Origin of the sequence: Burkholderia sp. Ac-20353 (assembly GCF_017104785.1) — a bacterium.
Lineage (GTDB): Bacteria > Pseudomonadota > Gammaproteobacteria > Burkholderiales > Burkholderiaceae > Burkholderia.
Map to the genome: position 1 here is coordinate 106,503 of NZ_JAAGPL010000012.1, position 22,106 is coordinate 128,608.

At 65.7% G+C, this 22,106-nt stretch carries 16 protein-coding genes; 2 read left to right on the plus strand and 14 right to left on the minus strand.

All coding sequences use genetic code 11. The features are described from left to right. Positions 1 to 11 precede the first annotated feature (11 nt). From G3N94_RS06135 to G3N94_RS06165, 7 genes are all read right to left on the minus strand, one after another. Complete coding sequence (locus G3N94_RS06135; RefSeq protein ID WP_205791207.1) at positions 12 to 836, minus strand: Sir2 family NAD-dependent protein deacetylase; 825 nt, start codon at positions 834 to 836, stop codon at positions 12 to 14. 14 nt (positions 837 to 850) lie between these two features. Continuing rightward, positions 851 to 1,264 (minus strand): hypothetical protein, encoded by a 414-nt coding sequence (locus G3N94_RS06140; RefSeq protein WP_205791208.1) that lies wholly within the window; start codon positions 1,262 to 1,264, stop codon positions 851 to 853. 78 nt (positions 1,265 to 1,342) lie between these two features. Further along, positions 1,343 to 2,893, minus strand: coding sequence for a hypothetical protein (locus tag G3N94_RS06145; protein ID WP_205791209.1), 1,551 nt, complete (start codon positions 2,891 to 2,893; stop codon positions 1,343 to 1,345). Positions 2,894 to 2,924: 31 nt separating this feature from the next. Then, complete coding sequence (gene recD / locus G3N94_RS06150; RefSeq protein WP_205791210.1) at positions 2,925 to 5,060, minus strand: exodeoxyribonuclease V subunit alpha; 2,136 nt, start codon at positions 5,058 to 5,060, stop codon at positions 2,925 to 2,927. Then, positions 5,057 to 8,845 carry an exodeoxyribonuclease V subunit beta gene (gene recB / locus G3N94_RS06155; protein ID WP_205791211.1) on the minus strand — a complete coding sequence of 1,263 codons (3,789 nt, stop codon included), beginning with the start codon at positions 8,843 to 8,845 and terminating at the stop codon, positions 5,057 to 5,059. The genes recD and recB overlap by 4 nt, the downstream gene beginning before the upstream one ends. Next, positions 8,842 to 12,501, minus strand: coding sequence for an exodeoxyribonuclease V subunit gamma (gene recC / locus G3N94_RS06160; protein WP_241021625.1), 3,660 nt, complete (start codon positions 12,499 to 12,501; stop codon positions 8,842 to 8,844). Before recC ends, recB begins: the two co-directional genes overlap by 4 nt. 286 nt (positions 12,502 to 12,787) lie before the next feature. Continuing rightward, positions 12,788 to 13,540, minus strand: coding sequence for a hypothetical protein (locus G3N94_RS06165; RefSeq protein WP_205791213.1), 753 nt, complete (start codon positions 13,538 to 13,540; stop codon positions 12,788 to 12,790). 140 nt (positions 13,541 to 13,680) lie between these two features. Between G3N94_RS06165 and G3N94_RS06170 the strand changes: the two genes are divergently transcribed. Next, the gene (locus G3N94_RS06170) at positions 13,681 to 14,211 is read left to right on the plus strand and encodes a hypothetical protein (RefSeq protein WP_346778654.1); all 531 of its coding nucleotides are present in this window, start codon (positions 13,681 to 13,683) and stop codon (positions 14,209 to 14,211) included. 108 nt (positions 14,212 to 14,319) lie between these two features. Here G3N94_RS06170 and G3N94_RS06175 read toward each other — a convergent pair whose 3' ends face one another. Together G3N94_RS06175 and G3N94_RS06180 are read right to left on the minus strand one after the other, a co-directional pair. After that, entirely contained in the window at positions 14,320 to 15,381 is a 1,062-nt protein-coding gene (locus tag G3N94_RS06175; protein WP_205791214.1) for a WYL domain-containing protein, read from the minus strand. Positions 15,382 to 15,696: 315 nt separating this feature from the next. Then, complete coding sequence (locus G3N94_RS06180) at positions 15,697 to 15,840, minus strand: hypothetical protein (RefSeq protein WP_205791215.1); 144 nt, start codon at positions 15,838 to 15,840, stop codon at positions 15,697 to 15,699. Here G3N94_RS06180 and G3N94_RS06185 point away from each other — a divergent pair. Continuing rightward, positions 15,839 to 16,732 carry an AraC family transcriptional regulator gene (locus tag G3N94_RS06185; RefSeq protein ID WP_241021626.1) on the plus strand — a complete coding sequence of 298 codons (894 nt, stop codon included), beginning with the start codon at positions 15,839 to 15,841 and terminating at the stop codon, positions 16,730 to 16,732. The genes G3N94_RS06180 and G3N94_RS06185 overlap by 2 nt on opposite strands. Before the next feature lie 89 nt (positions 16,733 to 16,821). On the opposite strand, the gene G3N94_RS06190 is transcribed toward G3N94_RS06185, so the two are convergent. The 5 genes from G3N94_RS06190 to G3N94_RS06210 form a co-directional block, all read right to left on the minus strand. Further along, a complete protein-coding gene (locus G3N94_RS06190; RefSeq protein WP_205791216.1) occupies positions 16,822 to 17,727 on the minus strand; it encodes a hypothetical protein in 906 nt (301 codons plus the stop codon). A gap of 151 nt (positions 17,728 to 17,878) precedes the next feature. Next, positions 17,879 to 18,799, minus strand: coding sequence for a 5'-nucleotidase (locus G3N94_RS06195; RefSeq protein ID WP_205791230.1), 921 nt, complete (start codon positions 18,797 to 18,799; stop codon positions 17,879 to 17,881). A 130-nt stretch (positions 18,800 to 18,929) separates the two neighbouring features. After that, positions 18,930 to 20,576: an ATP-dependent helicase gene (locus G3N94_RS06200; RefSeq protein WP_205791217.1), complete on the minus strand. Its 1,647-nt coding sequence runs from the start codon at positions 20,574 to 20,576 to the stop codon at positions 18,930 to 18,932. 262 nt (positions 20,577 to 20,838) lie between these two features. Continuing rightward, positions 20,839 to 21,816, minus strand: coding sequence for a YCF48-related protein (locus G3N94_RS06205; RefSeq protein WP_205791218.1), 978 nt, complete (start codon positions 21,814 to 21,816; stop codon positions 20,839 to 20,841). Positions 21,817 to 21,847: 31 nt separating this feature from the next. Continuing rightward, positions 21,848 to 22,106: hypothetical protein (locus G3N94_RS06210; RefSeq protein ID WP_205791219.1), on the minus strand; the 259-nt coding region annotated here is incomplete at its 5' end.

Sequence of the window (22,106 nt, forward strand, 5' to 3'; positions counted from 1 at the left end):
ACGGCGATCGATCACACGGCCCGCATCGCGTCGTCGATCGCGCTCAGCACCGCGAGCGCCCGCCCCCGAATGCCGACCCCGACACGATCGACCGCGACATCGCCGGCATCGAGATTGATGCGGATCAGCGGCCCGCGCACGGATTCGGCGAACATCCGCACACTTGGCACGGCGGTCCCGGCACCTACTTCGATCACGACCGGCCGCGCGACCGAACCGAGCCAATCCTGCATGCGCGCCCATTGGCGCGACGTTCGCGTGCCGATCCAGCGCTGATCATCGAACATCAGGAAGTTCGGTCGCGCGAGCCCTCCGCATCCGTGGCAGCGCGGCAAACCGGATGCATCGAGCGTATCGACGTCGACGTCATCCATCGTGTTGCCAGTTGACCAGATCGTGTCGCCGCACGGTTCGCCGCATTGCATGACGTTGATCGTGCCGTGGCATTCGAGCACCCTGTCCTCGTCGAAGCCGGCCGACTGGAAATGGCCGTCGACGTTGCTCGTGAACACGAACGCGCCGTCACGCGCGCGCTGTGCCCAACACCGCAGCATCGCGTAACCGGCATGAGGGCTCGCGTGCCGGCATACCTGAAGCGCGCGCCCGTAGAATCGCCACGCGTCGACGGGTCTGTCGACGAAGCAGTCGCCCTGGGTCAGCGAGCCGACGTCGCGCTCGCTCATTCCGGCAGGCAGAAGCGAAGTCCAGAGCCCGCCCGTGCCACGAAAGTCCGGCAGCCCGGAATCGACGCTCATGCCTGCGCCCGCCGCGATGACGATGCCGTCCGCGTTGGCGATCCAGTCCGCCGCGCGGCGGATATCGTGTTGGTCGTTCAAGGTCGTGCCCCCGTTCAGAAATTGTCGGCCCAGCGATCCCAGAACCCGGGCTCGTCGTGGTGAGCGTTCTTGCGTGCGTAGTCGAGGCCGATCACGTTGAAACAGATATGCGGGAAACGCAGCGAACCGTCCGGATATTCGAGAAACGCTTCGAGCGCGCGGTAGGTCGCGTCGTCGCGGTCGAACGGCAGGTCGATGTAGATCGATCCGCGATAGCTTCGCATCACGCGCTCGTCCGCCACCTCGCCGCACTCCGTCCACGCGATGCCGCGCGCGTCGAGCCATGCGACGAGCGCCGCTCGTGCCGGATGGTCCTGCCAGTGGTACGGCGAACGCTCGCCCGCCGGGTCGTCGAAGAACGTGACGTAAAGCGTATCGCGTGCGTTGCGGCGCGCGATTGCGTCGATATGCTCGATCATGCGTGGCATGGCGTGTCTCCGTGGAAAAGGATCACGTCATGTTGCCACCGCATCGGGACATTTCCCGTCCCGATGCGGCGCAGCCGATCAGCGAGGGCCGAGGTCTCGGCCGTCGCGGTCGACGCCCAGCCGGTTGCGAAAGTCGTCGAAACCGTCGCCGAAGAAACGGAAGAACAGCGCCGTCGGGCGGTCCCGCTCGTCCAGCAAGCCGAAATGCCGGCCGACGCCCCGTCCGACGGATATCAGCGTGCCCGCCGAATTGATCGTGCCCGCGAAGCCTGACTTGATGAGGCGTTGCTTGCGCGCGTCGGCCGTCGTTTCGACCAGCTCGCAATACCCGGCCAGCCCCGCGCAAACAACGCAAACCTGTTCGCGCTCGTCACCAGCGATAAATTCGGACTCTGCATAGTTCGCCACGATCAGGCCGTCCTCGCCACCGCGCTCGATCGACTGAATATCCTTGAGAGAGCGCTCGTGCAGATTGAATTCCCGTTCACCGAACGGATAACAGTAGGCCTGGAAGTTCTTTACGAACGCGTTGTACAAAGGGGCGTGCGTCGGTGCGTTGAGCCATTGCCTGAAGCCGTCCGCATCGGGATTCGCCGGTTTGGTTTCGCGATAGGCACAATATGCGCCCAGTACCTTGCTAAACGGATGCCCCGTCGGCACCCAGTTTCCGCCTTCGTCGGGTACCATCGGCGCGTCGTCAGGGACGACGATCCCACCGCCATTGCCACCGGCCACGCTCCGGATATCATAACCGATCATGAAAAGTGCGGCTTCGAACGCATGACTCTGCGCCGCGATCGGGTCAGCACCGTCGACGTGCGGTTCGCTCGCAAACAACGCCTTTCGTTCAAGCACCGCACGGATGATCCAGCCCGCGCGCACTTGCCAGCGTGCCCAACACTCTCGCGGCACCTGATTCGTGTAGAACTGCGGCGCTGCAGTGAATCCCAAATCCCCCGGATCGCGAATCTGCGCGCCGCGCGCCTGTCCCGACGGGAACCCGAGCGGATCGTATCGAGCGCCGATGCGCTCGGCATCTCGCCGAAACAGCTCGTAGAGCATCGCCAACGCGGCACCGACGCGGCTGTCGTAGATCGGCGATCCTGTCGTATCGAACAGCGCGTGCACCTTGGTCAGCCCGGCGTCGAAGCGCTCGACGTTGCGCGTGTGCAGGTCGTCGGTCGTCTGCGAGCCATCCAGCGCGAACAGCGGCGCAAGCGACTGCAGGTACGTGCAGAATGCGCGTTGCCGAACCTTCGACTCGATGAACGGAATCGCACTGAACACGCCGCCCCAGCGCAATATCTCGCGCGCGACCGCGCCAGCTCGCTCGTCGTTGCCATTGGCGACGGCCTCGCGCAGCATGACGCTCAACCGCTGAAGAGACGCGCGCGTCGTTGTCCAGTCCTGCGATTCGATCCGTCTCTCCGTGTCCGGATCGATCCACATGCTGCGCCAGCAGTACTGCGCGAGCACGGCTTCGATACCGTTCACGCGGATATCGAGCCCGCCCGGAACGAACTTGCTGCGGGCAAAACGCAAGTGTACGGGCAGTGTCGGCAGATGCTCGACAAGCCAGGTCACGAACTCCGCTACCTGAGATTGCGCAAGAAATGCATTGCGATCCATCGATACTTTTCCTCAACGATTGGAATGGTTATCAGCGCACATCGAACCCGGCCGACAGCCCGCTCGCGCGCAGCACGCGCTTCTGCACCGCCTGCTCGATGATCGATCGCCCGCCCGCGCTCGCGATCGTCAGAAACCGGCGTGCGCGCGTGATGCCCGTATACACGAGTTCTCGCGTGAGCACGGGGCTCAGCGTGTCGGGCAGAACCAGCGCCGCGTGCGCAAACTCCGAGCCTTGCGATTTGTGCACGGTCAGCGCGAACACGGTCTCGACGGCCTGCAGACGGCTCGGCAGCACCCACTTGATCCGCCCCGATCCGTCGCCCGCCGAAAATGCGACACGCAGGCGCATCTCGCCGTCCGGCGCGGGAAGCGCGAGCGTGATGCCGATGTCGCCGTTCATCAGGCCGAGCTCGTAGTCGTTGCGCGTGACGAGCACCGGGCGCCCCAGATACCATTCGCCGGCGGGTGCAATCAGGTTCGCCGCATGAAGCAGACGCTCGACGCGCCGGTTCAGCCCTTCGACGCCCCACGGGCCGCGGCGCAATGCACACAGAAGCTGGAATTCGCCATGCGCAGCGAGCACCGCGTTCGCCCACCGGTCGAAGCTGGCCGGGTCCGCACCGAATGACGGCTTCTGATGGCGGAGCGTCTGCAAGTAGTGGCGATAGCCATGCCGCCCGTTCCCGTCGATTGGTCCGCTGTCGGCAGCGTCACCGGTGACGCCGTCCACGACCAGCGCGCCGAGCGCCGCGTCGTTCTTCTCCGAGCAGTCGAGCAACGCGAGATCGGCGTAACCGTGCGCCCATACCTTGGCGACCTCGGCCGGCTTGCCCAGGTTGACGGCCTCTGCCAGTTTGCCGATGCCGCTTTTCTCCGAAAAACGGTGGCTGAAACGCAGCATCGCGATCGACTGATCGAGCGCACTGCCGGCCGGATCGACGAGATCTTCGCCGACCTGTTCACCTGTCACCTGCTGCAGCCAGGCTTGCGTCTGCGGCATGTAATGTCCTGCACGCGCGCGCTGACACAGCTCGCCGAGCACCGCGCCCGCCTCCACCGACGCGAGCTGGTCCTTGTCGCCGAGCAGGATCAGCCGAGCGCGCGGGGGCAGTGCCGACAGCACCGCGTGCATCATTTCGAGGTCGACCATCGACGCTTCGTCGATCACGAGCACGTCGAGCGATAGCGGATTGCCCGCGTGATGCCGGAAGCGCCGCGAGTCGGGTCGCGTGCCGAGCAGCCGATGCAGCGTCGTCACGGATACAGGAATCGCCGCGCGGACCGCGTCGCCGTGCGGGAAGTCGTCAAGCGGCAGTTGCGCGACCGCCCCCGCGATCGATTCGTTCAGGCGCGCGGCGGCCTTGCCGGTGGGCGCCGCGAGACGAATACGCAATGCTCGCCCGTCGCTGCCGGCCATCAGCGCGAGCGATTGCAACAACGCGAGCAGCTTGACGACCGTTGTCGTCTTGCCCGTGCCGGGGCCGCCCGTGATGACGCTGAACGCGCTGCGCGCAGCGAGCGCGCATGCGAGTTTCTGCCAGTCGGCGCGCGGCTCGCGAGCCTCGCCGGCTTGCGCTTGTCGAGGCGGGAACAGCGTGCGAAGCGCATCGCGCAGCCGGTCGTCGGGCAATGCATCGGCGAGCTGCGCCGACATCGCGAGGCGTTCGTCGAGCGTGCTGCACACGCTCTGCTCATACTGCCAGTAACGGCGCAAGTACAGGCGCGTGCCCGTCAGCACCAGCGGCGTCGCGCCGGCCCCGTCGCCGACGAGATCGCCGTGCTCAAGCGCGGCCTGCCAGTGCGCGAGCGTGACACCGGCCAACACGTGCGACGGAAGCACGGCGGCTGCCTCGGCATCGACATCGGTATCGCGCGGCGCAAGGCCGTCGGGCGGCAGCGACAGGACGAAGGCCGGATCGGCGAGCGTCGCTTGCAGATCGAGACACGCGTGACCGCGCCCCAGCTGGTGGCTCGCAAGCGCGGCGGCGAGCAGCAGCAGCGCATGCGCATCCGGTGCCTCGCGCGCCAGGAAACGCGCGAACGCCGCATCGACCTCACGCAACCACCCGCATGCGACCCATTCGGCAAGCAACTGCGCCATCTGCTCGCGGGAGGCCCGGTCGTGACGCGCCACAACCGGCGCATCGGAAAACGTCGCGTTCATTGGACTTCCGTTTCAGGATGTTGGATGTCGGCTGTGCCCGCAAAGAGCGCGTCCAGCCGTTCGATCAGCTCGCGCGGCGGCCGCTCGGCGTATACGCCCTGGGTCGACGCATTCAGGCCGCGCAGGAACAGGTAGATCGCGCCGCCGACATGCTCGTCATAGTCGTAATCCGGCAGCCGCGCCTTCAGCAGGCGATGCAGCGCGAGCAGATACAGCACGTATTGAAGCTCGTAGCGCGAACGCAGCATCTGCGCGCGGATCTTCTCCGTCGTATAGCCCGTATCGTCGGCGCCCAGCCAGTTCGACTTGTAATCGGCAACGTAATAGCGGCCCTCGTGCTCGAACACGAGATCCATGAAGCCCTTCAGCATCCCGTTCAGCGTCGCGGGCTCGAGCGGCGGACGCTCGGCCCCGTCCAGCGTGTGTGCGCACACGAGCCGGTCGAGCGCTGCCGTATCGACGTGCTGCGCCGCGAACCAGAACTCCATTTCACTGACCGACGTCGAAAGCGCCGACAGCGCAATCGACGTCGGCTCGATCCCGTGCCCGCCCGTCAGCACGAACGGCGTCGACACGATTTGCGTGACCCAATCGGTCAGCGGTTCGATCCAGCGCGCCCAGCCGCGCACGCTGCAGCGTCGCGCAACCACTTCGCGCAGCGCGTCGCGATCGTCAGCGACCCGTGCGAAACCGTGTGCTGCAGCCCACTCGAGCAGATCGTGCAGGAAGCTGCCCTGCTCCGATCCGCGCGGGAAATCGTGCAGCGTGCTGGCGTTCGCCTGCGACATCAGCGCATCGCGCAGCGCTTGCGCAGCCTGTTCGTCGTCGACATCGCGCTCGGCATCGCTCGCCTCGTTGAACCCGTCTTCGCCCGGCGTGTCCGGCGCGGTGTGCTCGCGATGGCTTTGCCCGGTCGTCCGGAGACTCGAATAGCTGGCGATCCACCACGGTTCGCGCACCACGCGCGCCGACTGCCGCGCGGCGCCGTGGCGTGCTTCTTCGGCACGCGGCGCGAATCGTTCGTCGCCGGGATCCGGCGCGGGAACGACGGCGATAGCCGCCGATGCACCGAGCACCGTTTGCAGACGGCTTTCCAGCTCGCCGGCCGCGAGCGGCTCCGTTCCGCAGATCAGGTAGCCGATCGCCGTGCGTTCGAGTTCGTCGAGTGGCGCCATGCCGATCCACGTCGCGTGACAGGCGCGGGTCAGCGCCACGTAGAGCTTGCGCAGATCCTCGCCGAGGCGTTCGCGATCGACCCTGTCGACCACGTCGCTTTCGCTGTCCAGCGACACGCGCAGCGCGTCGTGTTCGTCATGCCATTTGAGCGGCATGTCCGTCGTTTTCGCCGGGCGGTGCGCGCACGCGAACGGAAGGAACACGAGCGGATATTCGAGCCCCTTCGATTTGTGGATCGTCACGACCTTGACGAGATCGCCGTCGCTCTCGAGGCGCGTCTGAACCGTGTCGCTGCCTGCATCGCTTTCGTCCGACGCGGCACGCTGGTCGGCGAGGTAACGAATCTGCCCATGCAGGCCGTCGATCATCGCGCTCGCCTGCTGCAGCAGCTCGGCCAGATGCAGCAGATCCGTCAGGATGCGCTCGCCGCCCGCCACACCCTGGCGGCCGTCCGCATGCGTGCCGAGCAGGCGCGCGGGCACGCCGAAATCGTTCAGGAACCGGCGCAGCATCGGCAGCACGCCCTGACGTCGCCAGCATTCGTGATAGCCGCGGAACTGCAGCACGCACGCCTCCCACGCGATCTCGTTGCCGAAGCGCGCGTCGAGCGCCGCCCAGCTCAACCCGAGCGTGGCCGTCGAGAGTGCGGTGCGCACGAGCCGTCCGTCGTCGGGATCCGCACACGCGGCGAGCCAGTGCTGCAACTCGGCCGCCTGCGCGCTCTGGAACACGGAACTCCGGTCGGACAGATAGACCGATCGCACATTGCGCGCGGCCAGCGCGCCGCGGATCGCGTCGGCCTCGCCGCGGTTGTTGACGAGCACCGCGATGTCGGCGGGCCGCAGCGGCTGCAGTCCGTCGTCGCGGGCAAACCCCGCGTCGCCACGTTGACCCAGGTTGAGCAGGCGCACCATCTCCGTCGCGCAACTCGCCGCGATTCGTTCCAGATACGCGGTCTTGCTCGTCGGCTTGCCGTCATCGGCGGGCGGCAACCACCAGGCGGTCAACGCCCGCGGCGCGGCGCCGTTCATGACGAACGTGTCGGCACGGCCTTGCGCGCTGACGGCGGAGAATGGCACGGGGTTGTCGCCATTGCGCCGGAACAGGAATGCGCCTTCGCCGGCGCGCGTTTCCGCCACATCGAAGCAGTGGTTCGTCGCGTCGACCATGGCGTCGCTCGAGCGGAAGTTCTTCGCGAGCGTATGGAGCCGGCCGTCGCACGAGCGCCGTGCGGCGAGATACGTATGGAGATCCGCGCCGCGAAACGCGTAGATGGCCTGCTTCGGATCGCCGATCAGGATCAGCGCGCGCCACGGGGTGTCGGCGTCCGCGCGGTACACGGCGTCGAAGATGCGGTATTGGACGGGATCGGTGTCCTGAAACTCGTCGATCAGCGCGACCGGAAACTGCTGGCGAATCACTTCCGCCAGACGCTTGCCGTTCGGGCCGTGCAGCGCCGCGTCGAGGCGTGTCAGCAGGTCGTCGAAACCCATTTGCGCGCGGCGGGCCTGTTCCGCCGCAAAGCGCTCGGCCACCCATTGCGCGGCATGCGACAGCACGGCGGCGCGGGCCGTCGGCAGCACGTCGAGTTCGGCGTTCAGCGTCTCGAGCGCGACGAACCCGGGATGCGCTGGAACGGGTGCGCCTTCCACGCACGCGTCCTTGAGTCCGCCCGGCGTCAGCTTGGTCCAGCCGCTATTGAGCGACGGCTTCTCGCTTGCCGGATCGTTGGCCCATTCCCGCAGCGCGTCGGTCCAGCGGTCACAGTCGCCCTTGCGCATGTTCGAGCGTCTGAAATGCTCTTGATCCCGCGCGTGATCGAGCACGGCCGTCATCCCGGCAGGCCACGCATGCCACGGCGCCTTGATGCGTGCGAGGCAAATGGCGCGCTCGTCGCGCGACGCCTTCAGCGACGCTTCGGGCGCGGCAGCGGCCGGCAACTGCGACGCGAGTGCCAGCAGGTTGCGCAGTTGCGCCTGCAATGCGCGGGGGCCTGGAATCCACTTCGCAACGGCCGCTGCATCGCTCACGTCGAGGGGGGCCATGAACGTGCGCCAGTAGTCCCGCACGACCTCGGCCAGCAGTTCGCCCTGGTCCGTTTCGAGCGTCTGGCTGAACAGGCTGTCGCTGTCGAACGCGTGTTCGCGCAACATGCGGTTGCACCAGCCGTGGATCGTCGAAACAGCCGCGTCGTCCATCCATTCGGCCGCGAGCTGCAGCCGGCGTGCACATGCGGGCCAGTCCGCGGGCGGATATTCGCTGCGCAGCGTGTGGAGCAGGTCCGTCTTGCCGGCATTGAGCGGTTTCACCGCATCGGGCGCGACCTGGAAACAGGCCGCGGCCTCGTTCAGCCGCGCGCGGATCCGGTCGCGCAACTCCTTGGTCGCGGCGTCCGTGAACGTGACGACGAGAATTTCGGGCGGCGTCAGCGGTTTCGGTTGCGCATCCGACGGCTCGTGTCCGAGCACCAGACGCACGTACAGCATCGCGATCGTAAAGGTCTTGCCCGTGCCGGCGCTGGCTTCGATCAGGCTGCGGCCGGACAGCGGGAAGCGCAGCGGGTCGAGCGGCTGTGGCGCTTGGGTCGGGGTTGGCATCGGCGCGTTCATTCGTTAGCTCCTGCCGCGTCGGGCGCGGCCTTTTTCTTCTTCGTTTCTCTTTTTTCCTTCCTGACGATTGCGCGCAGCATCGGCAACAGCAAGGACTCGGCCAGCGCGTCGAACCGGCCGTCCGCGGTCAACGCGTCGAAATCCGGAAACGCGCGGCCCAGGCTCGCGCTCTTGCCGACTTCGCCCTTGTTGTATGCGTCGCCCTCGTACTTCGAACGCGCGGCTTTCACGGCGGCGGCGCGCGTTTCTTCCGACGCCGGGCCGTTGCCGTCCTTGCCGAAGCACTGGAGCAGCCACGCGAAAGCCGTCGCTGCCGCGAGCGGCAACGGCTCGCGCATCCCGGCCTCCCACGCATGCAGCAACGCTGCAAGATGCACTTCGGCCTCGCCGCCGGCGAGCGGTCTGAACTCGACACTGCCCTTCTTGCTGACGATCATGGTCGTCACCGACTGGCCCGCGAGATTCGCGGCCAGATGCCGGACCCAATGTCCGACCAGCTTGTCGTATCGGTACGCGCTCTTGTTGTCGACGAGCGCACTCGTCTCGAGCAACAGTCGCGCACGCTTGCCTTCGCTGTCGGTGCGCCATTGACCGAGCCAGTCGGCGAGGCCAGGCGCCTGGCTTTCGCCTGCGATCTGAAACGCGACCTCGAATTCACCGTCGACGGCCACCGGCCATCGTGCGAGTTGTTCGCGGTAGGCGGCGAACAGGTCGTCCATCGGCTCGAGCAACGCTGCGCTCGCGAGATCGCCGAAGCCACCCGGCACGACGTCACCGCGCCGCCGGATCGCGGCCATGCACGCGTCGCGCGCGGCGACGATCGCGTCGTCGTCGTGCATTTCGGCAGCCTGCACGCCGATCAGCTCGTCCTGCAGCTTCCACGTGTCGAGCGAATCGAGCTCGAACGGCTCCTCGTCGTCGACGGCGGACTCTTCGATGTCCAGCGCCACGCGCAGGCGCTGACTGAAAAAGGTCTTGACCGGATTCTTCAGGAAATCCGCGAGTTCGCGAAGCGACAACGGATCGTCGCGGACGATTGCCGGCACGTGCGCCGCCACTGACGGCGCGGGATTGCCGCCCGCGAGCGGCGCGTCGCGCCATTCGGCGGCGTACGTGAACAGCGCCGACGCGTTCGCGACGGGCGGGAAATACGCGACGCTGAACGGCTGCAGCGGATGCTCGACCGTCAGTGCACGGACAAGGGCATCGAGTGAATCATGTGCATCGTGACCACCGCCGCTCGCACCGGCGAGACGCCACCCGGCGGCGAGATGGTCGCGCAACTGGCCGACCAGCACCGACGGCGGCCGCACGCCGTTATCGGTAATGCTGCGCCCGACCCACGACACGTGAAGATGGTCGCGCGCCGACAGCAGCGCCTCGAGCAGCAGATACCGGTCGTCCTCGCGACGCGAGCGGTCGCCCGGCCGGTAATGCAGTCGCATCAGGTCGAAATCCATCGGCACGCGCGCACGCGGATAGTCCCCGTCGTTCATGCCGAGCAGGCACACGCGACGGAACGGAATCGCACGCATCGGCATCAATGTCGCGAACGTCACCGCGCCCGCGAAGAAGCGCTGCGAGAGCCCACCCTCGTCCAGCTGGCCCAGCCAGTAGTCGCTGACGACGGACAGCGGCAGCACGTCGTCCAGGCGAGCCTCGGTGCATGCATCGAGCCAGGTCTGCAGCACGTTGTCGAGACGCGCGAGCGTATAGGCGTCGTCACCGTCGTGCGCGCTGAAGAACGTCTGCTTCAACGCGCGCAGCCGCTCGCACCAGTCCGGGACGGTCGCCGGCTCGGCGAGCGTGCGCCACGCGTGGTCGAGCGCATCGATCAGCCTGACCAGCGGCCCGAGCAGCGCCGCGTCGAGTCCGCCCACCTCGTCGAACGGTTCGATGTCGTGCCACGCGCCGGCTTCGCTGCCGACCGCATAGCCGAGCAGCATGCGTCGCAGGCCGAACGCCCAGGTATGGGGCGCCGCGGCCTGCTCGTCGAGCGGCAACCCGAGGCTCGCGCGCTGCTCCGCGTGCAAGCCCCAGCGGATATTGGCGCCGCGAATCCACGTACGAAGTTTCGGCAGGTCGGCTTCATCGATACCGAAGCGCGTGCGCAGCGCCGGCACGTCGAGCAGGTCGAGCAGATCGCTGACGGCGACGCGCGAATTCGGCAGCCCGAGCAGCATGTCGAGCGCGCCGATGAGCGGATCGGCCTTGCGCTGACCGCGATCGGCCACGCTGAACGGGATGTGGCGCGGGTCGCTTCGGTCGAGCAGGCCGAACACGGCCTGCACGTGCGGTGCGTAGGCTTCGATGTCCGGCACCATCACGACGATGTCCTGAGGCAGCAGGCTCGGGTCCGCATTGAACGCCGCGAGCAGCTGGTCGTGCAGGATCTCGACTTCGCGCTGCGCACTGTGCGCGACGTGAAAGCGGATCGATTCGTCCGTCGCCGGATCGATGGCCGGCCACTCGTCCCGGGTCTCGCGCAGCGGGCGCAGATCGCGGATATCGTCCTGCAACTGCTGCAGCAGCGTCGACGCGTCGCGCGGCTCGAACAGGTCGATGCGCTGGCCGATGCGCACGAATTGCGGACCGTAGTGCTCGCGCGCATCGGCGCTGTCGAACTCGTCGAGCAGCCCGATGAAGTCGCGCCCTTGCTTGCCCCACGACGCGAGAAGCGGATGGGCGTGCAAGTGGAGCGTGTCGAGGTCGAGCTCGGCGGGCATGCCCGCGCGCCGCTGCTGACGCGACTGGTGCCGGCCCAGCAGGTCGCGGTCCGGCACGATGTCGGCCCAGTAATGCGCGCACGGATTGGCCACGCACATCATCACCTGACTCCAGCGCGCGAGTGCGGCCAACGCTTCGAGCAACTGGTGCGGCAGGCTCGAAATGCCGAAGATCACGATGCGCCGCGGAATGCCCGTCGGGCGCCGGTTCTTGCCCCCGTCTTCGTCCCAGTTTGCGATCCTGTTCATGAACGCTGCGTGCACCGCAGCCCGCCCGCCTCTCGACGAAATCTCCGGGGACGCGACACCGCCCGGCACCCCCGCCACGTCGTTCACCAGTTCGTACCACAGCGCGGACTGCCAGCGTTGCTCGTCGGGCAATGCCTGTTCCCCGCCATGCGCATCGAGCACGACCGCGTCGCCGTCCGCCCAGCGCGCCAGCCAGTCGGCGCGATACATCTGATACTGGTCGAACAGGTCCGCGAGGCGCTCGGCGAGCTGGAACCGCTTGCGCCGATCGTCGTCGTCGCTGATGAAGCGCCTGAGCGGCGCGAACGCGGGACGGTCGACCAGTGCGGGCAACACGCGCATCAGGCGCCACACGAGCCGCGACTTGTCGAACGGCGACACTTCGGCAACCGAGTCTGCGCCCAGCACCGCGCGATATGCCTGCCAGACGAAACGTGACGGCAGCGAGACATCGAGCGCGGCGGCGATCCCGCAGCCGCCTTCGCCGGTTGCCGGATCGCGATCGGCGGCAAGCGCGAGCTTCAGCCACTGCGCGATGCCGTTGCTCTGGACGAGAATCGTTTCGCTCTCGAGCGGGGCGAGCGGGTAATGCTTGATCCATTCGACGAGCAGCTCGCGCAGCCGCTCGGATCGGTTGCCATGGATCAGCATCAGCGCCGGGGAAATCAAATTCGAAATCAAGGATGGCTCCATGAGCGCTGGCGAACGGCGCGGCTGACGTGATCGACACGTCGCCACGATCCGGTCGCGAATGACGCGTGGTCTTGAATTGAGGCGTGCAGCGCGCGTCCATCGACACACCGCGGCGCGGGATCGGCCTGGCAGGGCTGGCCAACGGCCGGTGCGAGACGACGGTGCGGACGGTGCGCGTTCGAAGCGCCGCGAACGAATTGACGGCAGGCGCCGCGAATTCTTTAATGCGGGTTGTGCTCGGCGCCTGTTGCCAGCGCAGGGATGCCGGCCGCTTCTAGTCTTCCTGCGTCCGTCCGAGCATCCGGATGAATTCGTCCGCCGGAACCGGCTCGGCTGCGTTTATGTCATCGTCCGCTGCCCGCAGCAATGCGACGAATTCCTCCGTCTGCTGCGGGCTGCCGGCCCAGGACAATTCCCACAGCACCGCATGAATGACCTGCAGGAGTGTCGGATGCGGCGCCCGGAACGCATGAAGCGTCTTCGTGACGTCGCGGCTGTCGGTCACGTTGACGTCGGGGTTGACGCGCAGCGGAAGATTGATGATCTGGCCAAGCGGCGAGTACGCGACTGCCCAGCGGATGCGGGTTCCCTTCGCATAGCGGAGATGCCCGTCCTGCAGTACATCGTCCTGCAGTTCGTATCCCACTCCGCATACCCACAGCCGATGAATGCCATCCAGTGCGTTTGTTTGCGGGTCCAGCTCCCAGTCATGGAACAGCTCGAGGTATTCGATACCGTCCGGGTCGTACTCGCCCGTGTACGGAACCGCATGACCGTGGCGGGCCTCCTGCAGGTATTCGGCCGAATACAAGCGCCGGAACATCTCGACCAGAGCCGGATTGTGGTCAAGCAGCGCAAAAATGTCCCGCACGCAAATCTCGCCGACGAAGCGCACGGGTTCCATCGCGTACGCGGCCGCACTGTTCGACACATCGACCGGTACGTAGGCCCCTTCTTCGGCGTCTTCGTCCTGCTCCCACTGCACGTATTCGAGCGTTCCGCCCGGGTAAAGCGTCAGTTCCTTCATCGCGACTCCTTTTGCTTCGTTGCATGATGCCTCACGGTCAGGACAATCGCTGTCTCGCAAGCGAATGTTTCGCTTGCGACAACGTATGTCGCAAGCGCGTCGCACACTGTCCGTCAGAGTCAGGAACAGGAGATGCACACGTGAATACCCGCATGACGAAACCGGCGAGTGTCGAGCGCGCCGACATGGCGCGACTCGCTCGTTGCCACCGCAACGAACGCGCACCGCTGCGCATCGCATTGCGCCCGTGGGGATTCGATGCACGCACCGTCGAATCGTGGATCCATGCGCTGCCCACGCTGGATCGCACGATCGAGTGGGGGATCGCGGCCGATCGACGGGCGCCCGGCGCGGATATCGTGGTTCACATCGTCAAACCGGCGCCGGGAGCACGCGGTCAGTTTTGCTGGAACAGCGTGGGTGCGAACTATGCGCTGAGGCAGTCGCTCGCGGCGTGCGGCACCGAGCTCGCACTTCTGATCGGCGACGCGGATCAGATGCCGGACGAGCGCATCGGGCACTGGGTCGTTGCCGGCGCGTTGCCGCCGGCTACCGCGCTCGCACGGCTTGGCCAGCTGATCGCAGCGTGCGCGGCGCCGCGTCGGGAAACGCAGACGCCGGTACGACGCACGCTCATGCGCCTCATCGCAGGTCAACTGGACCTGGCCTGAGCGACGTCGGGCTGCGGTCGTGCGGCAGTCGGACGACAGTCGCGGGCGGGACGTCGCACCCCGCCCGATCGTGTCGACTTGCCGCGAATGCCGCGGCGCGCTACGCAGTCATTCCGGCCGCCCGGCTGCGTCGGCGCGGCCGGGGGGCGCCGACTTGCCGTACATGCGGGCCAGTTCGCCCGCCTCCTTCACGAATTCGGCGCGCAAGCCGGCCGGCGCAAGCACCTCGACGTTCGGCCCGAACGAGCGCAGCCACCACCGCAACCGCTGGCTCAACAGCACCGTGCCGTGAATGAACAGCGCGTCGCCCTTGCGCGTGTGCGCCTGATCCTTCGCCATCGGCGCTTCGAGCAGATGCTCGCCTGCCCCTTCGACGAACTTCAGCTTGAGCGTCACCTCCTTCTCGACCATGAAATCGAAGCGACGCTGCTGCTTCACATAGTCATCGAGCGAAAAGGTCGACGGATAGTCGAAGGTTTCGAGCAGCGCATTGGCGCGCGTGAAGCGATCCATCCGGTACATCGTCGGTTCGGCCCTGCCCGGCGTGCCGCCCACCAGGTACACGAGCCCGCCGACCTCGACGAACCCGAGCGGCAGGATGACCTTTGCGCGGTCGTTGTCGGTGTTGTGGCGCGGGCGGTAGACGATTTCGAGCTTGCGTTCTTCGAAAAGCGCGCGCGACACGATCGCGAACAGTTCCCGGTCGATGACCGGATAATGCAGCGCGAAGCCGCCGCTTTCGACCGCGACCTTGCTCGCCCAGCGCGAGTAACGTCGCTCGGTTTCATTGCTCGTCCGCTTCAGCCGTGTCTCGGCGACGCTGAACATCGGCGACAGCGATTCGGCCACCAGCTCCGGAATCTGTCGCGACGAAAAGCGCCGCAAGGTCTGCAGCGCGAGCGCCTCGTCGAACGTCATCATCGAGCCTGCCTTCGCGGCCATGCCGCTCGCACCGGCTTTCTTGCGCCACACCAGCGCCGTGCCGCGCTCCAGCACTTCGACGAGCCCGTCTTGCTCGAGCTTCGCGAGGCGCCGGTTGATCGTCCTGACGGTTGGCGTGTCCAGCGTGGTCTGGGAAAGCCACCGATGAATGTCGGGGGTGCTGATGTAGTCGTTGTGCGTCGCCGCGTCGGGCAGCACGCGCATGATTTCGCGATCGAGATCGGACATGACGGGTAAGCGTTGCTCGCAAAGAGTCGATCTCGGTATATCGACCGGCGATGGATATTCTTGAGGGCGTCACGTCAACGCCTCGTGCGCGGCAAGCGCCTCAGGCAACGCAGCAGATGGTCGAGCAGCGAAGACGGCGAGTCGAGCGGACCGGCCGGACGGATGTCCAGGTCGGCGCTGCCGCATGCTGGACATTCGGGCGGAACGATGATCACGTCGCTTCGCGGCCGGAAAACGCGATGCCAGCCGCACGCGCGGCAGGTCATCCTGATCGGGCGGGCGGGAATGGGCATGGTGCGGACATCGACCGGGCGGTCAGGCCGCGTGTGATGCACCGTTCGCGGCATCGCGGCGCACTTTCTCGATGTACTTGCCCAACGCGACCGTCGAAAGTACCCCGACCGCGAACGTGATGGCAAATGCGGCCAGGCTTTCGAGCGGTGAATTATTGTTCAGCATGATGATCTCTCCGTTGCTGTGCATGCGTGTTTCGCTGGCGCGGGTCGCGCAAGCGTGTTGCGGTGAATCCGGTTGGAGGATAGCCGCCCGTCGCGACATTTCGTGTCGCGATGGGCGGGCGATACTGTTGTCGAGGTGCAGGTCTCGTTCCGGCATTCGGGTTCCGACCGGAACTGCTACCAGGAGGCGCGATGTCACGCCGCCGCCGGTGATGCAGAACCACATCCGGCATCAGGACACGGTATGTCCTGACGAGTGTCGACAATACCTGCTCGACAACGACAGGACGATATTCTCGATGCCATTCACCTCGGACATGCGGTTCTCGACGTTTCCGGCCTGGAACCGCCTCCCGAACAACGATACGGATTGCGAAGCAAATCCGTCGAGCAACTCTCGGCGAGCGCAGCCGATGACTGACAATCTTGGCCGCAATGGCGGGCCGATCAAATCCGTCGCAATGAATATTCCGCTGAACGAGCGGCCCATGTCGGACAAAATGCAGCATGTGACCGACTGGATTGCGCTCAACTACGACAAGCCCGTCAAGATGCGCCAGGCCGCCGACCTCGTCGCGATGAGCGAACGCACGCTGCTGCGCCACTTCGCGCGCGAGATCGGCAAGACGCCGAGCGCCTATCTGATGCATGTCAGGCTGGCGCGCGCGTGCACGATGCTTGAATGCACGGGACTTCCGGCAGACTCGATCGCGCGGCGGTGCGGGCTTGGGAGCGGCGAGTACCTCGCGCGTCTGTTTCGCCAGCACTTCGGCCAGACTCCGATCGAGTATCGGCGAGCACATTCGAGCGCAGGCAAGCGTGCGGGGGCGCTCGACAGCGCAAGCAACGCGCACGAGTCCTGTTTGCCCGGCGAATCTGGCGGCCGCCGCTGATGCGAAGCGAATGAAGGCCGCGCGCCGGCGGCATCGTTGATGTCGTGCCGGCGTGCGACGAAGCACAAGCCGGTACGCCCAACGACTACCTATTTTTCCTCACGGTCGACCGGGCCATTTTCAAACGAGTACTCATTCGCCGAAGGGAACACATACACGCTATAGGAGAACAGCGGGTCGGTGGCGAGTCCCATATTCTTCGCGCTGACTCGAAGCGATAGACGGCCGGACGGACTTCTTTCAACATCGCCGGGCAACCCTACACCTAGAACTGGAGATTTCACCCACGCAATTTGTCTTTTTGGCGGCTTTCCGCCTTTCAGATCGGACTCAATTTCAGCACGTATTTCGGAATACCCTGCTCTGATCGACGCACGATACTTGTCCATGTCCTCTTGTGATATCGAAGCCTGCAGCGCGGTGACAGGAAGCGTGCCGTCCACGACATAGTTGTACAAGCCGACCCATGCCTTCGTATTTCCGTCCGCCGCGAGCTGATCGGATTCAACGCGAGCCGATACGACGACAAAGATCCCCGACTTTTCATCCAGCGTAAACAGCGTGATATAGGGCTGAACGATCAATTTTCCGGTCGTAGCGGGTACATCCGCGGATTTCGGATTGGCTGTTTTCCAAACCGTCCGGGCTTCCGTCAGGGCATCGATGGCATACAGACTGGATTGGGCGCCGGACTTCCCCATCAAATCCGTCAGACGGTCGATGTTGATTCTGTTGGCGATTACGCCAAGCGGCCCCAGTAACAATCCAACCGCTACGCTACCGCCAGAGGATTGCTGGAAAAACATCGAGTGGCCAGGTACTTCGTATGAACGCGGCGCAACGGCGCTCCTTGCTGGCCGCTCACTGCTCAACTCGACGGTCGAGCCCGACAATTGCGCCGGAAATTGTGCGGGCTTGACGACTTGCAGGTTACCGCACGCAGCAACCATGCATGATGCACAGATTGCGGAGATGGCTTTCAGTACCTTTTTCATGGGGGGATGTGGCGTTTGAGGACGATGGATGATAAGTGAACTACCGTGAGTTTGTCAGAGGCCGCCGCGTTTGGCGCCAGGACCCGTTCCCGTTGAAGATTGAACTGGTGGATGACCGATCTGACCGAGACAGCGTCCGGTGCCGCGCGCGCTACGCCTCGTTGTTGATCCCGTAAGGCACATGCCCTGTCGTCACGTGCCGCGAAGCAGGTTCGCAATTGCGCACATGGTCGTCGAAGAAGATGTCGGGCCGGGATTCGGCGAGGAAAGGCGCCTTGGGCAGGCCGCCGAGAAACATCGCCTCGTCGATGGTCACGCCCCAGGCCATCAGCGTGCGAATCGCGCGTTCATGCGCGGGCGCGCTGCGGGCCGTCACCAGCGAGGTCCGCACCGAAACCGGCGAGCCGCGACGCGCGCGCAGCCGGCACAGCGCATCGAGAAACGGCTTGAGCGGCCCCGGCGGCAGCGGCGTGCGCGCATGGCAAACCTCGTGGGCGATGAACTGCTCGAGCCGCATCAGGCGAAACACGCGCTCCGCCTCGTCGCTGAACAGAACCGAATCGCCGTCGAACGCGATACGCAATACGTTGTCGTCCGGCGCCGACGTGACGGCTGACGCCGGATAGACCCGCGCCGCCGGAAATCCGGCCGCCGTTGCGGCCCGAACGTCGGATGCGTGCGCGGACAGGAAGAGGCTCGCGACCATCGGTCCGAGGTAGCGATGCGGCGCGGTGCCGCTCGTGAAGATCGCGCGTCCGATCGAGAGGCCGTGATGCCGGGCCGACGTGAACACGCGCAAGCCAGTGACCGGATCGTTGCGTGACAAAATCGCAACCTCGACGTCTTCCCGCCCGCTGTCGTTGAACGCGAGCAGCTTGCGCACGAGCGCAAAGGCGGCGCCTGGATTTGCCGGCACGTCGAGCCGCGCCGCCTGGAGCGCGCGATAGTCAGTCGGGTCGTCCTCGCGGAACACCCGGTTTTCCTCCTCGAAATCGAAGAGCGCGCGTGCGGAGACCGCAATGGTCACCTTGTCGATTGCGTTCACGGAACCTCCGGTCAGTTCGTCGCGCATCGTACGGTGCACGCGGGACATTTCGTGTCCCGTTCCGCGCTCGCGTTGCCTTTGCGTTAAACCGATCGGTCTCGTCCCTTGCAACACGCCGATCGTCCGGACCGGATCACACGACGGCTCATACGCCGAATCACGCGTCGCGACTTCCGTCGACTGCGGATTCAACCAGGCGCTGCTCCAGCGTCCGTGCCGCCGTCTCGGAGATCACGACTTCCACGTGCATGCGCGCCCGCGTCAAGCCGACGAACAGCAAACGCGACCACAGCGTGTCGGTCTGGTCGAAGTCGACCTCGGTGAGCACGATTGCCGGCGCGGACTGGCCCTTGAAGCGGCGCACGGTCTCGATCGTCAGTTCGCCGTCAGAGCAGACCGGATGCCCGTTCTCGTCGTATGCGCCCGTGAATTTCGCGAGCTTCCAGTCCGCGAGACTGTCATTGGCGAGCAGTTCCGAATGGTCGCGACCGCGCCAGCAGAGCACGACGATATCCTGCAGCGAGTAGCCGAGCTGCAGGCATCGGCGAACGGCGTCGGCCGTCGCGCGCGCAATGTTCTTGCTGCCGGGGCCATAGACCGTGAATTCCGGCGGCACGCCGGTCAGCGGCGCGCACGGCGCGATCGGCTCGTCGGTCAGCTGGAACAGGTTGATGGCCTCGACGACCTTGCGCGGGCTCCGGTAATTCTCACGCGCGGTAATCTCGACTGCATTGTCGAATTCGATCTGCGCACGATCCGGATAAACGCATTGCTCGGGGTCGTCGAGCAGGTAAATGTGCCCGTCGTCATGCACGCGCGAAATCAGCGCCTGTACCCACTCCGCCTGCATGTCCTGCAGTTCGTCGATCACTAGCACGTCGAGATCCGGCGTCGCGCGCTCGCGCTCGTCGAGGTAACGCTTCGCGAGTGCGTCGAAGTCAGGCTGGATGCGCGGACGATCCGCAGCCTCCCAGCACAACAGGTGAAAGCTGGCGACCTCGGTGCCCGATGGCGCAAACTCGCGCATCTGATCGGCGAGCGGACGATTGAAGCACACATAGGCCGCGTTCTTCCGCGCGACATGCGCGTGCCGCAGCAACGCGAGCGCCAGTTGCGTTTTGCCGGACCCGGCCGTCGCCCGCACATGCACGACGCCGCTCGCGACGCGAATGCGAGGCACCCATCTCGCCAAGCCGCCGGAGATCGCATCGACACGCAACCGGAGCGCACGCGCCTGCGCGGAAATGTCGGGCTGGACGGGCATGCGGTCGAGCAGGAACGCGCATACCCGTTCCTTTGCCGGATCGTGCCGGCCCGCCCCGAGCCGGCGCTGGACAAAGCCCGCCAGATCCGTGCAGTCGTCCGCGTCCGCAATACGCTCGCGCGGATAGCCGATCGTGCCTTCATCTGCGATACGGTAATGCGGCAGCACGAGGCAATGCAGCAGTCGCACGTCGAGATTTTCCGCTTTCAGGCGCTTCAGGATCGAGTTGAACTGCCAGCCGGCCTGCCGCCCGATGTCCTTCCTTTGTCCGCTGTACTGCTTGAACATGGCGCCGGCGCTCGTCTCGATTTCCCCGGCTTTCACCTCGAGCACGGCGATGTCGCCGGCGGAATTGACGACCACGATGTCGAGTTCGCCGTGGCTGTCGCGATGCGACTCGGCGCGCGCCCAGTCGACGCCATGAAACAGTTCGTAGCTCTCGGGAAGCTTGTCGGCCAGTTGCCTGAGCACGTCGACCTCGGCATGCTCGCCCGCGGACGCGACGTGGATTTCAGAAAGGGGGGGATAGACGTTGGCCATGTTGTTTCCGGTTGTCGATTCGTGTTCGGGCCTGGCGATGACGCAAGCATTCGCGCGATGTCGGGTCGGCCGACGCGTGGCGCATGCTTTCGCGAATCGGCGAACGATGCGATCGCTTCCGTTCACGGCATTCGCTGTCGGGCAGATGTGCCGACGCTTACCGGTCGAGGAACCAGACTCGCCCACGTCCAGATATCGGCAACGACGGTTGAATCTTTAGATGGCTCCCCGCACGCTGACACGCCCGGAACCGGGTAATGAGCTATCGCTTCGCTCCGGGCGCGTCGAGCACCCCATCCTGCGAAAACAGCACCGGATTGCCGGCGCCGTCGATCAGTGCGGCGGTGAGTGTCGCACGATCGTCACGCTGATGCACTTCGAACGACGCGCTGCCCTCGCGTTGCCGAAACACAAGGCCGTCGAGCCCGACGCCCATCAGTCCCTTTCCAGTCGCAACGAGACCGGTGATTGAGCTCTTCGTGCCCGCGTTCAGCGCCGTCCACGTTGCACCGCCGTCGCTGCTCTGGTACAGGCTGCCCAGCAGCCCGGCCACGACGATCCGCCCGTCGGGCAGTGCCACTCCCGTCCACAGCGTGCCCTTGCCACCCGTCGCGCTGTACATCCAGTTCGCACCGCCGTCGGTCGATTTCAGCACCGTCCCCTGCTCCGACACGATGTACAGCGCGCTCGTCCTGTCCGAGAAGATGTGGTACAGGTTGCGGTCCGCCTTCCCGCCACCCGGTGGTTTCGGCAGCGTCTGCTTGTTCCACGTCTTGCCGCCGTCGTGCGTCACAAGCATCAGCGACCACAGGCCGACTGCAATCCCGTCCTGCGGGCTCGTGAAAATCACGGAGAACAGCGGCTGGTCAACCGACGTGTCCATGCGCTGCTTCTGCCAGGTTTCCCCACCGTCGCGGGTCGCGAGAATCGTGCCCCATTGACCGACCGCCCAGCCGTGCTGCTCATCGGCAAACGTGACGGCCGACAGCGTTGCCGAAATCGGCACGGTATGGGCTTGCCGAAACGACTTGCCGTCGTCGTCCGACAGCAGCACAAGGCCGTGCTCGCCCACCGCGACGATGCGTTTTCCGGCGCGCGTCGCGTCCATCAGCATCATGTGGGTCGGTGCGGCCCACGCATGTGCCGGCACTGCGGCCCAGTCCGCAACGGTTCCTGGTGGTTGCGCGAACGCGGTCGCGGCCGCGCAGAGCGCGGTACAGGCAACTAGAGTCTTGATCATGGATGCATCTCTGTCGTGATGTGCACGGACTTCAGTGGTTGAACAAAACGGCCCAACCCGCCTTCGCCTCGCCGAGCGCGCCGGTCGACGACACGGTCGACACCTCGGTGGCCGGGGCCTGCCGTCGAGTTTTGCCGTCGTTCAACGATGGCGCGACGTTCGCTTCGTCGACGGCAACGGTGCGTGCGCCCGCGGGTTCCGCATGGGTCGGGATCGTGTGAATCGGCCCGGCCGCGTTCGCGATCGGCCCATGGAGTCGGGCAAATGCCGCTGCAGCACCGCAAAGTACG